The following is a 16,722-nucleotide window of genomic DNA, read 5'->3' as shown; positions in this document are numbered from 1 at the left end:
ATACATAACAATGCAGTTTATTTCAGATCATTTATTGAGGCGATGATGTTTCCAATGAAAATGTACGTTGGGATTACGGACTATGATTGGTATAAGACTTTGAAACAGGCAAACTGTGATGAAGTAAACTTTTGGAAACCTGGCGGCCGTACAAATTTTAAAGCTTTAAATGAAGGCGATTTGTTTTTATTCAAGACGCACAGCCCGAGAAATTATATCGTTGGCGGCGGCTTTTTTTTGAAATTTTCGATCCTCCCATCGTCACTCGCGTGGGATGCGTTTGGCATCGCAAATGGTGCAAGCAGTTTGATGGAGCTTAATGATCGCGTTTATAAATACAAAAAGACAGATCGCTTTTTTGATCCCGATCCTCAGATTGGCTGCATCATTTTGTCCATGCCTTTTTATTTTGATGAAAAGGATTGGATTCCTCAACCAAACGATTGGAACAGTAATATTGTACAAGGTAAAACCTATAAAACTTCTGAACCGGTTGGTTTATCCTTATACGAGCACGTTCAGGATCGATTGAGAAACAGCGAAGCCATGCGGTCCGGTCAAGTTAACGAAGATCCATTGGCTAACCGTTATGGCAAGGAGCGATTAATGAAACCACGAATGGGTCAAGGAGCATTTAAAGTCTTGATTGCTGATGCCTATCATAGAAGGTGTGCCATAACCGGTGAAAAAACGCTGCCGGTTCTCGAGGCTGCTCATATCAAACCCTACAGCATGAACGGGCCTCATGAGATCAAGAATGGTTTGCTCCTTAGAAGTGATTTCCATACCTTATTTGATCGAGGCTATATCACCATTGATAACACACTGAACGTAGAAGTCAGTCATCATATTAAAGAAGACTTTGGCAATGGCAAAGAGTATTATGCTTTTCACGGCAGTAAATTGACAGTATTACCCGAACGTGGCGATCAACTTCCAGATCGGCATTATTTAGAATGGCATAATGAGAATGTGTATTTGGGGTAGTGAGTAATATTTAGATAAATTAGAGGGAAAGAACAACAGGTCATAATTAAAAGTTGCAGATTTCTACTATGGTGCTGTTCTATCCATGCTATTTATTCAGGGTATAATGGACTCGGCATTAATTGAAGGTAATGATGAACATGATCGTCAGGTTTATGACTTTACGACTAATTATGGAAACGAGTACAGATTGTTCATGAAGTATCGTGCAGAGCAACAGAATACAAAAACGCTTGATTACAATAGTTGAGTTTTTAATATTACGGGAGACTTCCAAGAACTTAGGAATTTTATTGAGAAAGGTAAGAATGTGGTTCTTGCTCTAGTATGTGGATCTAAAGATTTGGTAAATAGTGAACTCGCATTATTGAATAAAGAGCAAATTCTTCAAATTATTAATGCTGGTAAGATGTCATTCACAGTGAGCCGGAAGAAGAAAGAAAAATGCTATCGAATTCGAATAGAAGGTTCACGAGAATCGGCTTTAAAAGTGAAATATAATAGTTTTGAAGAATTATTCCATTGAATTTTTAATAGTTGGGTATGCTTGAAATGGGTAAAACATCCATTTACGTGGATACATTATTTGGTAATCTAGAGAAATGATATATTTGAATCTAAAGTAATAGTAAAATAATAATAAGGTATGAATGAATCTTATTGGCATTTATACTGTTTGTAAGAACATAACGAGAACTGGTTATTTTATTGGGCTCAAATATATTATAGATTAGGAGAACGCTGCATCAATTGATCCAAGTGTAAATTTACTTAACAAGGATCCTCTGTGGGTACGGTGCCCTGCTGAGTGAAGAAAGAATACTAAAGGTTGTGAATGGGAATACATAAGGTTGATCTGTGGGGGGGATTTTTTATGGCTGATATTAGTTCATATATAGATAAATGGGAGAATCAGCTGCTTGATTTAGGGAAAAGAAACAGACTCATTAACTATAAGGAAACAAAGCGATCAAACATAAAAATTGTATTTCCGGAGTTGGCTGGACTATTCACTGATATTGTGAATGAGGAAAAATTGCTGAAGTTCCCTTACCCAATTTCAATCTCGACTCAAGATAAGGCGGATGATAGTGAGGAGGATCAACCTGAAGAAATACCAGATAATGGCGATATAAAGACCAATCGTTCTGTAAAAGATCAACAGAAAACTTTGGCAAGTCTAAGAAGAAAAGCGAAGTCTGCAATTGAGGAGCAAGGTGTCAACATACTTTATCTTGCCTTTGGGTTTTTAAAGTGGACAGAAAGTATGGACTCAAATCAGGAACTTCTTTCTCCTATTGTATTAGTGCCAGTCAGCCTTAAATTGGATTCGATCACTTCACCTTTTGAATTGGGTCTTCATGAGGATGATATAGTTGTTAACCCTACATTGGCTTATAAACTGGAGAATGACTATGGTATTGAACTTCCAAATTTTGATGAACATTCCAGCAAAATAATAGAATACCTAGATGATGTTCGAGAAACGATCAAAACAAATAATTGGGAAGTCGTTGAAGAAACTACATTAAGCTTACTGTCTTTTTTAAAAATAAATATGTACAAGGATTTGAAAGTTAATCGTGAACAAATTGAAACTCATCCAGTAATAAAAGCATTAGCGGATAACCCAGAAGATGTGCAATCTCTGCCGGAAGAGTATAACGACTATGACCATGATCTTCATACACAACCTGCAGATTCTTTCCAAGTTGTCGATGCAGACTCAAGCCAACAAGATGCAATTTTATTTGCAAAAAAAGGGATTAGTTTTGTGCTGCAAGGTCCTCCGGGGACTGGAAAAAGCCAGACTATAACAAATATCATTTCTGAGAGTCTTGCTGCAGGGAAAAAGGTGCTTTTTGTATCTGAAAAAAGTGCAGCACTTGAAGTCGTCTACAAGCGTCTTGCAAAAGCCGAAGTCGCTGATTTTTGTTTGAAATTACATAGTTATAAGGCGAATAAAAAAGAAGTCATGCAACAACTAGGAAAAACCTTAAAGATTAATAAGTTCAAAGTAACTGATGAAGCGATGTATCAGTATGAGGCATTAAAACAAAAAAGAGATGCATTGAATGATTATGATGAAGAGCTGCATACACTGGTTCCACCTTTAAATAAAACGATTTATAAAGTAAATGGAGAAATTGCCAAGCTATTAGATGCACCAGAGGTATTCTTTTCCATGGCGGACGTGGAGAATACAACTCAGGATAAACTGAATCAGTATAAAATTCTTTTGCACAACTTTTTAAACTTACTATCAGAAAAAAGCAATGATTATATCACTAATCCATGGAAGGATTGTCAGGTCGATTGCGTTACTCACGAGTTGAGGCATGACTTGGAAATGTATTTACCGCGTTTGACTTCTAAAATTCATCAGTTATTGGGTACATTTGAACAAATTACAAATACCTATAATATTAATTTGCCTTCTTCTATAAGTGATGTTACTCGTTTAACGGCGATTATGGATATTTCTTCCCAATCTCCTACGGTTCCTGTCTCATGGATTGATAAAGAAAATATCGAATTGCTAAGTCAGCAGGCCGATCAGTTCCAAGTCATGAAGGAAGAACATCAATCGCTAATAAAGGGACTAATGGAGGATTACAGTAATGAATATTTAAAGGTTGACGGCAGGCAAATTAAGAAAACATTTGAAGAAAACATAAATAATGTACGAGCAGTTCTGAGAGATAATATATTTGACCAAGATGCGACAATTATTTTAGCCAAACAGTATCGTAAAGAATTAGATGAAATTTCAGAAGAAATAAGCGTTCTTGAACGGATAAAGAATACTTTTGCTGAGGATTTTTCTATCCAAATTGAGGATAACTTAAACTCTTTTGTTCCATTATGTCCGCTCATCAATACGTTGTTATCCCAAATTCACCCGACAGAAGATTGGTTTGATACGAATAAGCGGGCAGTTGTGAAAAAGATATTGGCAGAAGCTAGAGATGTCTTTATTGACTTGAATCGATCTACAGAAAAGATTGAAAAAGATTATGAACCAGACATTTTAAAAATCGATGCTGCCTCAATGCTAAAAAGGTTTAAAACTGACTATACATCAACTTTTAAAATCTTTAAGAAACAATATCGTCAAGACAAAAAAATAGTGCAATCTTATGCGAAAAACGTATCAGGGCAATTGAATGATGCCTCGATTATTTCCGTGCTTTCTGAAGTGAAAAATATAGTAGATAAAAAAGCAATGATTAATGAAAATCAAAAAAAATGGTCTCAGACAATAGGTAAAGACTATTGTGATGATTATACAAATTGGGAGAAACTCGATCAGTCAATAGATCGTTTTGAAACGATTGTTCATTTTTTTGATGGTGCTTTATTTCCTGATAAAATAAAACAATTCCTACTTTCCGATAACCAATATAATGAAAGCCTTCTTTCTTGCAAAAAGTTGTTTGACGTTCTAGAGAATGAAGAAAAATTACCTGAGAAAATCAGTTCGCGATTAATTGTGTCACTAGACCCAGGCAAACAAGAGGTTGAGCATCTCAAGAAAAATATTTTAGAAGTGAGTCAATCATTAGCCAAAGTCATTGAAATTGAAAGTCAGTTGTCGAATCTTGCTAGAAAACCGCTCACAATACCACAGTTAATTACCGATATTGGCAAACTTGAACGTTTGCAGCAAATCGAGTCTACGATTGAGGTAAAACGATCTGACTTAGAAAATAAATATCATTATCTGTTTCGTGGATTGGAAACAGACTGGGAGCATATTCATCAGTCACTGTCTTGGACCCATCGTTTTAAGGAAATGCTCCAGAAGAATACATTACCCAGTGAGTTTATTGAGAAGATTTGTACGGATCACGACACAATTAAAAAAACGGACAAATACAGTCACCGGCTAAAAGGACAGTTCGATGATTTGCATCAAGAATGGGAATGGTTCTTGGGGCTATTCAAAGAAGAGGTTGATTTCAATTCTCTTGATCTGCTTTCTCTACTGGAGAGAATAGAAAGCTGTCATTCAGGAATAAATTTGTTAGAAGTATGGATTGATTATAGAAAAAGCAAAGAAGCATGTGCACAAGCAGGGCTTTCCGATTTTATTGACCAAATTGAATCACACCCTATCCATAAAAATGAGATAATTGGTGCTTTCCTTAAACGATTCTACAGGCTATGGCTCGATAGTGCGCTGCCTAAATATCCAGCAGTCAATGCCTTCCGTGAACGTACTCAGGAAGAAAGAATAAATGAATTTCAAAAGTTAGATGAACTACAATTTAAAATCACACAAAAAAGAATTCGAGCTTTATTGGCAGACAAACTCCCGGACTTGAATAGTTTAACCACTGGTTTTGATGAGGTCGGTATTCTAAAACGTGAGCTCAATAAGCAGCGTCGAATTATGCCATTACGAAAACTTTTTAAACGGATACCTAATTTATTGTTGACACTAAAGCCTTGTTTGATGATGTCTCCACTATCTGTCAGCCTCTTTTTGGATGCCGAAGACTATAAATTTGATCTCGTTGTTTTTGACGAAGCCTCCCAAGTATGTACAGAAAATGCGATTGGAGCAATTTTAAGAGGAGCTCAAGTGGTCATTGCTGGTGACAGCAAACAATTGCCACCAACCAACTTCTTTGGTTCTAAAACAGAGGAAGACTTTGATATGGATGAAGCAGATGACACTGAAACAGATAACGAAGCTTTTGAATCCGTGCTTGATCAAGCAGTTAGTGTTCTTCCTGAACGTACATTAAAATGGCATTATAGAAGCAGGAGTGAACAACTTATTGCGTTTTCTAACAGAAATATATATAACAGCAATTTAATCACATTTCCATCGAGCTCGGAGACGGATATTGATTTCGGCGTCGAGTATGTTTACGTTCCTAACGGTATCTATGATCGAGGCGGGAAAAAGAATAACATTACAGAGGCCCAAAAAGTCGCAGAGTTAGTTTTCGATCACTTTACAAAATATCCGAGTCGGACTCTAGGGGTTGTATCATTTAGTGAGGCTCAACAACAAGCAATTGAAGGGGCTATAAATAAATTAAGAAAGCAGAAACAAAGGTTTGAGACTTTCTTTAATGAGGATCGCGAAGATGCGTTCTTTATTAAAAATCTTGAAAATGTTCAAGGCGATGAAAGAGATACAATAATCTTTAGTATCGGCTATGCTAAAGATCCTAATGGAATTATGTATATGAACTTTGGACCATTAAGCAGGGATGGTGGATACAGGCGTTTAAACGTTGCTATTACTCGGGCGAAATACAATGTAAAATTAGTGGGATCCATACAGCCAGAAGATATTAGTCTGGAGAAAACGAACTCAGAAGGCGTGAAGATGCTTCGCTCCTATATTGATTACGCGAAGAATGGAGTGGATGTGCTACAAAAAGAGCTACATTATTCAAATGAAATGAACACGAAGTCGCCTTTCGAAGATTCCGTATACGACTATTTAACAAAAAGCGGTTATAAAGTTCAAACTCAGGTTGGCTGCTCCGGATTCCGAATTGATCTTGCAATAGAATCTCCGACAAAGGAAGGACACTTTGTTTTAGGAATAGAATGTGACGGAGCCACTTATCATTCTGCACGAACAGCGAGGGAACGTGATCGACTTCGTCAAACAATCTTAGAAGATATGGGTTGGACAATTTACCGGATATGGTCCACCGATTGGATAAAAGATGAAAAAAATGAAGGAAAAATATTATTAGATGCTGTCCAAGCAGCAATTGTCTTAGATGAATCTGAAGAGGACAATAAGTTGGGTATTAGTTCTGAAGTTAAGAGTACAGATTCTTTTGATATTGCTCCGGACTATGTGAAAGCAATTGATGAAAGCGTCTTGGGTGATTTAGAAAATCCATATGGGTTTGCTTATTATGAAGAAACAGCATTAGATGATCTTATTAAGTTTAACTACCTTACAGAAATGATTCTCCACGTTGTTTCAATAGAATGCCCTGTTCACTTGGAACTACTGTCAAAACGATTGTTACCATTCTTTAAACAACAAAGAGTAACAAAACGTGTAAGAGAAATCGTTCAACAGTCAACCGTCCAATATTTGTCCGATAAAATCGATATTAGAAATGATTTCTTTTGGATAAAAAACGAGACAGAAGCTACTGCTCGAAAACCAGCATCTGATCAAGAGATAAGATCGATTCAATACATCAGCCCTGAGGAAATAGCTAATGCCATGCTTACAATAATTAAAAACAGCTTCGGTATTGATGAAAGCAATCTTATTTCAATAACGGCAAGAGAAATAGGCTTCAATAGAACGGGAAACAACATTATGCAGGCAATGCAAGAGGTTTATCAGGATTTAATAAATTCTGATAAGATTAAAAGTAGTAATAATAAGGTAACCATTAGTGAATGATGAGTTGATTGGCTAAATAAATGTATTGAGGGCGATTAAGTGACCCAATTAGAGTATTCTTCAAGCTTAAATGGTGCTTCTTTTTTATTGTTTGAGTTGAAACAGATCCTGAAACTGAGACAACAAGGGTTAACTAATAAAGAGATAAGAAAAAAAGTCGTTGAAGAAAACGTATTTCAATTTGAAAATAAAGGACGGATCAACAGAGCTTTACCTTCTGTAATGAGACGAGCAGATGTCTTTGACGACACGCTTTCTTCACTACTTTTAGAAGGTCCTTTGGACATGGGAAAGGTCTTGAACTTATATGCCATTATGAAAACAGATCTTCTTTTTCATGAATTTATGACAGAAGTAATAGGCGAGAAGTTGCATCATGATGACTATATGATTGAAAAAAAAGATATCAATCTCTTTTTTGCTTCTAAAGCTGAGCAGAGTGAAAAAGTCGCAAGTTGGAGCGACATCAACATGGAAAAATTAAAAAGAGCTTATATGCAGGTATTGTACGAAAGTGGCGTGTTGCGCACCCGAAAGGGGAACGAATTGAATCGTCCAATTATTGACGAGCAAATAACAAATCACCTAAACCAAATAGGTGATGCCCGTTATCTTTATGCGATGGGTGAGTAGAGGTGATTATGTTTGAATAAATTAAGGGCAAGAACAGATAAAATTATTGATAAAATTAAGGAAGATCAATTCATTAAAGGACATGGCCTTGGCAACGAAATCAGCTTTTATATCTTTGATTATGATCCTGAGCAGGAGTTATACATACGGGATTACGTTGAACACATCAAAAAAGAATTTGACTATGAAGGATCGAATCGAAGGATTATTGAATTTGATTTATATAAAATGCTGATTAGTATAGCCAAGGAGAAGAAAATCTTCGATCGTATTTTTGAAATGGAAGAGCGTCAAGGAAAGGATCAGTTATTTAAGGCACTCACAAATTTTGCAAAGCCAGAAGTATTCTTAAAAAAAATTGTGGATCAGTTGGGTAACCATAATATTGTCTTCTTAACAGGAATAGGAAAGGTTTATCCTTTCGTTCGCTCGCACAATATATTAAACAACTTGCAAGAAGTATTGGATAAAGTACCGGTCATTATGTTTTTCCCAGGAAAATATGATGGTCAATCTTTACAGTTATTTGGCAAATTTAAAGATGATAATTATTACCGTGCCTTTCGGTTGATTGATGATAAAGATATGGGGGATACATATGAACATTAAGAGCATGTTTCAGAAAGATATTGAACGTGATATTCATGGTGTCATCAAAGTTGCTCAACGCGATGAAGATAATATTTATCAGGAATTAGATGAATATGTTGTTACGCGTGAATTACAGAAACATTTCTCCAAATTCTATGAAAATTATCAAAAAGGAATTGACGGTGTCACCGATAAAATGGGTGTATGGATATCGGGATTCTTTGGTTCTGGTAAATCTCATTTTCTTAAAATCCTTGCATATTTGCTAGAAAACAAAGAGGTTAAAGGCAAGCATGCGATCGACTTCTTTAAAGACAAAGTGCAGGATCCACTCGTTTATGCCAACATGCAACGTACTGATAAAGTAAATACGGAAGTTATCCTATTCAATGTAGATTCCAAAAGTTCTCTTGACAATAAGTCTAAGGAAGATGCAATACTTCGTGTCTTTATGAAGGTATTTTATGAACATCGCGGTTACTATGGAGATATTCCCGGAGTAGCAGAGATGGAGAAATATCTTGACAAGCAAGGCGTCTATGAATCATTTAAAAATGAATTTAAGGCATTGGCGGGTGAATCATGGGAAGAACGTCGGAACAGTTTTTATTTTGATGAAGATTATGTGATTGGTGCGTTAACGAAAGTCACGGATATGACTGAAGAAACAGCTCGTAATTGGTTTGAGAACGGTGTTAATAATTTTGAAATAAGCATTGAAAAATTCGCTAAGGATGTTAGTGATTATATAAATGAGAAAGGTAAGAATTTTCATCTTATCTTTCTTGTTGATGAAATCGGTCAATATATTGGTGATGATCGGAATTTGATGCTCAATTTACAAACGGTTGCCGAAGATTTGGGCACTCATTGCCGTGGAAAAGTTTGGATTATGGTAACGTCTCAAGAGAGTATTGACAGTATTATCAAGGTAAAGGGAAATGATTTTTCACGAATCCAAGGTCGGTTTGATACAAGACTCTCTTTATCGTCAATCTCTGTTGACGAAGTCATTAAAAAGCGGATTCTTCAAAAACAAGATTATGCCAACGATAGATTGCGGCTTCTCTATCCTGAAAAAAGTGCGATCTTAAAGAATCTGATTAGCTTCCGTGAGAGTACAGCTGATCTGCATGGCTTTAGCAATGAGCAAGAATTTGCTGATGTATATCCTTTCCTTCCTTATCAGTTCAAATTACTTCAGAACGTATTTGAACAAGTACGAAAACATGGTTCTTCTGGAAAACATTTGTCTGAAGGGGAACGCTCTATGCTGTCTGCATTTAAAGAAGCAGCCGTTTACTATAAAGATGAAGAAGAAGGCGTCTTAATTCCTTTTTATGCTTTCTACGACACCATAAAAGAATTTTTGAGCCCGACCATCTCAAGAGTTATTGAAGGAGCTTATGAAAATCCGGCTTTAAAAGATGATGAACTTAATATGCAGCTTTTAAAAGTACTCTTTATGATTAAATATGTTAAAGAATTACCGACCAATCTTGACAATATTGCGACGCTCATGATCACGCAGATTGATGAAGATAAGTTGCAGCTCAAAGAGAAAATCAAGGTATCGCTTAGAAAACTTATTTCTCAAACATTAGTTCAGAAGAACGGTGACAATTATCTCTTTCTGACCGATGATGAGCAGGATATTAACCGGGAAATCAAACAAGTTACTATTGATGAGGATCTCATCAAACGGGAACTGGCCAACTATATTTTTCAAGATCTTTATGATGAAAAACGATATAAATACTCCTCTGACTACTCATTTGCTTACAATCATAAGATGGATGAAAAAAATTATGGCAATCAGACAGCCAATATCGGTATGCTCATTCTCTCGCCGCTTTCAGACCATTACGATAAATCTGAACAAGAATTAATGATGATGACTTCGGGAAGTGGCGAAATGCTCATCAAGCTAGGCGGAAATGATTCTTATGTTGAAGAAATGAGTGAGGCCCTTAAAATCGAGGAATTTAGGAAGAAGCGGAATATCAATCAACTTCCTGAAAATATTCAAAATATCCTCAATAACAAACAAGCTGAAGTTCGTGAACGGAGAAGGCGTGTTCGTGAATTACTAGAAGAAGCGATAAAAGACAGTACTTTCTTTATTAATGGAACGAAGGCAGATATTAAAGGTGCGACTATTCGGGAAAAAATCAATGCAGGTTTTTCACAATTAGTCAATAACGTCTATACGAAACTAGGTTATATTAAGGAACATTTGGATGACGGGCGAGATCTTATTTCTATTTTAAATTCACATAATGAACAAGTATCATTTGATGCAACAAATTCGAATGAATTGGCAAAGCGAGAAGTAGCTGAATTTATTAGCTTTCAAGATCAATTGAAAAAACAGGTTCGGGTAAAGATCTTATATGATCGATTTAGTGATAAACCTTATGGTTGGCAGGAACTTGATATTGCTGGATTAATTGCCCAGCTATTAAAAGAACAGCGTATTCGGATTCGCTATAAAGCAGAGAATTTAGGAGCAGAAGGTAATATAAATACACTTGTTACAATTTTCACCAAAACGTCTGAAGCCGATTCTGCTATTGTGTTAAGGCGGGTTAAAGTCGATGAAAAACTGATACGAACCGCAAAAAGAATATGCAAAGATGTTTTCAATAAAACAGATTTGGCTGATGATGAAGATGGCTTGTTACATGATATTAAAGGACTTATTGAAAAACAAATTCAAGACATCAAGAATTATAAGGCTCGATACGAAGGTAAGAAATATCCTGGGATGAGCTTGTTAGACAAGGGGCTTGAATACTTCGAGCAATTTGACAGCAGCTTGGATAATGTCTCTTACTTAAATAAACTGATGAAACTGGAAGACAGCCTGATAGACTGGGAAGAAGATATCACTTATGTGAAGAGCTTTTTTGGTACAGAACAAAAGCAGATCTTTGAACATGGGTTGGCAGCTTTAAAGAAATATGAGGATAATAAAGCTTATTTGTTTGAAGGGATAATAGAGTCGACAGCAAGCCAACTTCGATCCATAGTTGATGATCCGATTCCGTACAAAAAAATAAAAGATATTCCGGAACTTATTCATGTTATGGACGAACAATTCAATGCCGTATTAAACGAGAAAAAGGAAAATACCTTTACAAAAATAAAAACAGATCATGACTATTTGTCGTTGTTAACTTCGCAATATGGTGTTTCCAATAATACAAAAGTCAAGATTGAAAATTATTATCAGAACTTAAGTAAAAATGTAGATGCTTTTATGGATATTTATAAAGCGGATGCAATTTTTTCCCAAAGTAATAGTTTCAAAGATACGATGGAACGGGTTATTCAAAGAGAAATCGAAGAATGGCAGCGGAGAAAAGCTGAAGAAGAAAGAAAACACCCCGGTGGTCTTGTGATTGAACCTGCAGTTCCACCCGTTCAAAAGCAAACACAATCTGTAAAAATGGCAACACTGGTTCCTGTAACGACACTCAAAACGGAAGATGATGTCGATGCCTATGTTAATAAACTATCCAGTGAATTGAAAGAAATAATAAAGAAAAATAAGCAAATCGAAATTATTGACTAATCGGAGTGAATGAAATGAATAAGGCAGCACTGAAAACGTTTGCAACCACTGCACGCCGAGAATTGCTGGAAAAGATTGAGACAAGAGCTTTGAAACTAGGGATTACTGGGGACAGTATCCAGGAAGCAGAAATTGAAAGTTCTGACGCGATCTATATAGATGGTAGGCAACTTTCTAGTGAGGAACAGACCCAGAGGGAACGACTCATTGATCGGATTCATGAAATTGGTTTTAAACGAGTGCTTGAAGAAGTTGCTTATACGTGGTTTAACCGTTTTACCGCTCTCCGGTTTATGGAAGTAAACGATTATCTACCAACAAGGGTGAGAGTGCTTTCCTCCACAAATCCTGACAGTGCTGAACCGGATATGATGAAAGAGGCTCTGTCACTCGATTTAGATATCAATAAAGAATATGTGTATGATCTGAAAATGAACAACAAATCAGAGGAGTTGTTTAAATATCTTATTATCAAACATTGCAATGACTTGAATCGTTACATGCCATTCATGTTTGAAAAAATCAATGACTATACAGAACTACTCTTTCCTGAAGGATTACTAACAACAGATTCCTTTGTACGCCGGATGGCGAATACTGAAGTGATTCCGGAAGATAATTGGGAAAAAGTTGAAGTCATTGGATGGTTATATCAGTACTATATTGCAGATGAAAAGGATAGGGTAATTAAAGCAAAAAAGAAATACAAAACAGAAGAAATTCCTTTTGCTACTCAACTTTTCACTCCTGATTGGATCGTCCGTTATATGGTCCAAAATTCATTAGGTCGTTATTGGTTAGAATCACATCCGGAACATCGGGATCTTATCAAGGATTGGGAGTTCTATCTTAATAATCCTAACCCAGAAGCTAATTGTGAAGAAAAGTTGGTTCCTTACATTAATAGAGAATTAAAAGTCGAAGATATTAAGTGCTTTGACCCCGCCATGGGTAGTGGACATATTCTTGTTTATATGTTCGATGTACTTTATGCAATATATAGTAAATGTGGTTATGCAGTAAAAGAAATTCCAAGGTTGATTTTAGAAAATAATCTTTATGGCTTAGATATAGATGGTCGTGCTTATCAGCTTGCTTGCTTTTCTGTCGTTATGAAAGCATTAGAGTACAATAGGCGTTTCTTAAAAAGTATTGAAATGGATGGCTTAACACTTAACTTGGCAGCCATTCAACAAACTAATAACCTAAATGAAGATGATATTGCTTATATTTCTGGAGTAAAATATGGACCAGCATTTAAAAAAACCCAAGAATTTATTAAACAGTTCAAGGATGCAAAAATCTATGGTTCGTTGATTGAAGTAGGCGAACATGGTGATGATTTTTTCTTTAATAGATTAAAAAAAATTTTGGATACATCATCGAAAGATTTGTTTGAAGAAAACACCAGGAATAAAGTTCTGGATATTCTACCAAAATTATTGAAGCAATCGAAAATAATGCGTATGACATATGATATTTTCGTTAGTAACCCTCCCTATTTGGGTAGGTCACTAATGAATAAGGATCTAAGTAACTTTATAGAATTAAGATTTAATGAGGTTAAAACTGATTTGTTTTCAGCATTTCTAATCTATGGTTTTAGGAAAACAAGAAAAACTGGCCACTTAGCATTTATAAGCCCCTTTGTTTGGATGACCATAAAATCATATGAGTACTTAAGGAAGTTTATAGTAACGAACAAAACGATCAGTTCAATGATTGAGCTTGAATATAATGCTTTTGAGGTAGCTACTGTACCTGTTTGTACTTATACGTTAAGAAATTATTCATCTAATATCTCTGGAGAGTATATAAAGTTATCCGACTTTAAGGGGATTGAAAATCAACCCATTAAGACTTTGGAGGCTATTAAAAATCCAAATGTCTATTATAGATACACTAACATTACAAAGAATTTTAGTAAAATAGAAGGAATGCCCATAGCATATTGGGGAACTGAAAAGATAATTGAGGCTTTTGATAAGAATGAAAGTTTAGCAGCAAAGGTTTATATGATAACAAAAGGAATTTTTACCGGGGATAATGAGAGGTTTATTAGGCTTTGGCATGAAGTTAACTATTTAGATATTCAAAATAGGTCTTGGAATAAGTACTCAAAAGGTGGGGGATTTAGAAAGTGGTACGGTAATTCGATCTTTGTTGTGAGGTGGAAAAATGAAGCAGAAGAATTGAAAGCATTTGAGGGTAGTGGATTAGGTGCATCTAAATATTTTAATAAGGAACATTTTGTTTGGTCAAAAATAAGTTCCAGTAATATATCCTTTAGATATGATGAGCGAAATACCTTTTTCGATGACGCGAGTCCGGCAGTGCTCTTTGAAAAGAGAACGGATATGACTTTACTAGCAATACTTAATTCTAAGGCAGTAAAATCTTTTTTAGAAATACTGTCTCCAACAATGAATTTTCAAATAGGGGATATAAAAAAGATACCTGTCAGTGATCGAATAGGTAAGTATCGTGAGACTGTTGAAAATCTTGTTAGAAAATGCATCTATATTAGTAAGGAAGATTGGGATTCTTTTGAGACCTCTTGGGACTTTACCAAACATGTTTTTATTAAATATCAAAAAGGTGCAAAGAAAATCTCAGAGTCCTTTCAAAACTGGCTAGATTTTTCTAGTAAACAAAGAGAAGAGCTTAAGCAGGCTGAAGAAAAATTAAATCAACTTATTAATCATATTTACGATTTAGATGGTGAAATTGATCCAGTCGTATCTGATGAATCCATAAAAGTAAAAGTTGCTGAGGAAAAGAGAGAGGTAAAATCATTTATTTCATATGCAGTTGGTTGTATCTTTGGAAGATATTCACTAGACAGGGATGGAATTGTATATGCTGGAGGGAAAGTCGATTTTCAAGATTATAAAACATTCTCAGCAGATAAAGACAATATCCTCCCAATCCTTAATGGTGCTTATTTTGAAGATGATATTGTTTCTAAATTTGTTGATTTTGTTCGAGTAACATTTGGAAAAGATACGCTTAATGAAAACCTGGATATTGTGGCTGATGCATTGGGGAGAAGGAAAGACGAGACTGCAAAAGAAACGCTACGTCGTTATTTCATGAATGACTTCTACAAGGATCATGTGAAGACGTATAGAAATCGACCGATTTATTGGCTGTTTACATCAGGTAAGGAGAAGGCATTTAACTGTCTCATCTACATGCATCGTTATGATAAGACAACTTTATCACGTATTCGCACGGACTATTTGCATGATTATCAAATTCGTTTAGATGCTGAAAAGAAGGACTTGCTCAACATCATCGATGGAGATTCAACTGCGAAAGAAATCAGTAATGCTAAGAAAAAATTGAAATCCCTTGATAAAAAGATAGATGAATTGAAGGCATACGATGAACTACTTCACCACATGGCGGATATGCAGATTGAAATTGATCTAGATGATGGGGTAAAAGTGAATTATGAAAATTTTAAAGGACTCGTCGCTAAGATATAATTATGTTATGAAGATACATCGGCAATGGCTGGTGTATTTTTCTCTAATTGTTTATTTTACTTAGAGAAACAAGAACAATATTGGAGGATAAGAAGCATGAAAATAGCCTTGCGTTATATAGGTGAATCTATTCCGAAGCGAGATATCGAAGAGTATAAAATATTGATGGCTGAAAATGGTGTAGGATTTTTTTCGATTGATTATGAAGGTCAGATACAAGCGAGTTTTGATGAAATTAAAGGAGTCATATCCATATTACTTGACGCTTCTTTTGTCTCTTTTATTCAATCATTGGGAACGAACGCGGCATGGGATGCCATTAAGTTAATGGTCAAGAAAATTTGGATTTCAACACGTGGAAAGAAATACTCAAAATTAACATCAAGCGGGGTTCAAGAAAAAGGCATTACCGTTAGTGTTAATGTCAATCTCAATACCAATGATTACTTTTTTAAAATCGACGGATTAAAAAATACCGAAGAATTGGATAGAGCATTGGATAAAATAGTAACGAATATTGGAGAACAAAGGTTAAAGAATGATAATCATAGAATCTTCAGTGCAAACTTTGATAGTGAACTTAATAACTGGATTATTAAAGATTTTTTAAAAGAAGTTATGAAAAAAAGTAAACACTGAAATCATTAAATACATGGTCACTTTTGAAAGCGGGGTTATACTTATGAAAGATATATTTTCTTATAATAGTGATATTGACAAAAATGCTTATATTAATTGGCGTACAGAAAGATTTGATCCTATTCATAATATGATGACTCTCGCAGACGGATTTATGGACGCATCTTTAATATTAGCTGAGCAATGTTTAAAAGATAATAGGGATAAGAAAGCAGATATTATTATTTATCCAATACTGTTTAATGCTAACCACTCCATTGAGTTATATCTCAAGGCAATTATGTGGATACTCAATCTCATCCTCAAAAATGATAAAAGAGTTGAAGGGCAACATGATATTAAGCAAATACTAAATGTGGTTCGATCGAAAGTTTATGAATTCGAGATTGATAAAGATAATAAAA

7 protein-coding genes and 1 pseudogene are annotated in these 16,722 nt (G+C 35.3%); all 8 read left to right on the top strand.

Annotated features, from left to right (window positions below; translation table 11 throughout):
- A partial coding sequence (locus SIN01_RS10900; RefSeq protein WP_218027780.1) for an HNH endonuclease occupies nucleotides 1-987 on the top strand: 987 nt, incomplete at its 5' end.
- Nucleotides 988-1,861: 874 nt separating this feature from the next.
- On the top strand, nucleotides 1,862-7,387 hold the full coding sequence (locus SIN01_RS10890; protein WP_010024512.1) for a DUF3320 domain-containing protein: 5,526 nt from the start codon (nucleotides 1,862-1,864) through the stop codon (nucleotides 7,385-7,387).
- A gap of 39 nt (nucleotides 7,388-7,426) precedes the next feature.
- On the top strand, nucleotides 7,427-8,020 hold the full coding sequence (locus tag SIN01_RS10885; RefSeq protein WP_010024515.1) for a DUF1819 family protein: 594 nt from the start codon (nucleotides 7,427-7,429) through the stop codon (nucleotides 8,018-8,020).
- Between the two features lie 12 nt (nucleotides 8,021-8,032).
- Complete coding sequence (locus SIN01_RS10880) at nucleotides 8,033-8,629, top strand: DUF1788 domain-containing protein (RefSeq protein ID WP_010024516.1); 597 nt, start codon at nucleotides 8,033-8,035, stop codon at nucleotides 8,627-8,629.
- Nucleotides 8,619-12,188, top strand: coding sequence for a BREX system P-loop protein BrxC (gene brxC / locus SIN01_RS10875; protein ID WP_010024517.1), 3,570 nt, complete (start codon nucleotides 8,619-8,621; stop codon nucleotides 12,186-12,188). Before SIN01_RS10880 ends, brxC begins: the two co-directional genes overlap by 11 nt.
- 14 nt (nucleotides 12,189-12,202) lie before the next feature.
- Nucleotides 12,203-15,679, top strand: a complete 3,477-nt coding sequence (pglX, locus tag SIN01_RS10870; RefSeq protein WP_010024518.1) for a BREX-1 system adenine-specific DNA-methyltransferase PglX — start codon at nucleotides 12,203-12,205, stop codon at nucleotides 15,677-15,679.
- Nucleotides 15,680-15,775: 96 nt separating this feature from the next.
- On the top strand, nucleotides 15,776-16,318 hold the full coding sequence (locus SIN01_RS10865) for a hypothetical protein (RefSeq protein ID WP_010024519.1): 543 nt from the start codon (nucleotides 15,776-15,778) through the stop codon (nucleotides 16,316-16,318).
- 43 nt (nucleotides 16,319-16,361) lie between these two features.
- A pseudogene (locus SIN01_RS10860) lies at nucleotides 16,362-16,722 on the top strand (hypothetical protein); the annotation flags it as partial.

This window comes from Sporolactobacillus inulinus, assembly GCF_006539285.1.
GTDB classification, from domain to species: domain Bacteria; phylum Bacillota; class Bacilli; order Bacillales; family Sporolactobacillaceae; genus Sporolactobacillus; species Sporolactobacillus inulinus.
This window is presented reverse-complemented; position numbering and strand designations above follow the sequence as displayed.

What these genes read in the sequence shown, in the direction of transcription:
- SIN01_RS10865 (WP_010024519.1), top strand. Translation starts at nt 15,776, where the DNA reads ATGAAAATAGCCTTGCGTTATATAGGTGAATCTATTCCGAAGCGAGAT.
- SIN01_RS10890 (WP_010024512.1), top strand. Translation starts at nt 1,862, where the DNA reads ATGGCTGATATTAGTTCATATATAGATAAATGGGAGAATCAGCTGCTT.
- brxC (WP_010024517.1), top strand. Translation starts at nt 8,619, where the DNA reads ATGAACATTAAGAGCATGTTTCAGAAAGATATTGAACGTGATATTCAT.
- pglX (WP_010024518.1), top strand. Translation starts at nt 12,203, where the DNA reads ATGAATAAGGCAGCACTGAAAACGTTTGCAACCACTGCACGCCGAGAA.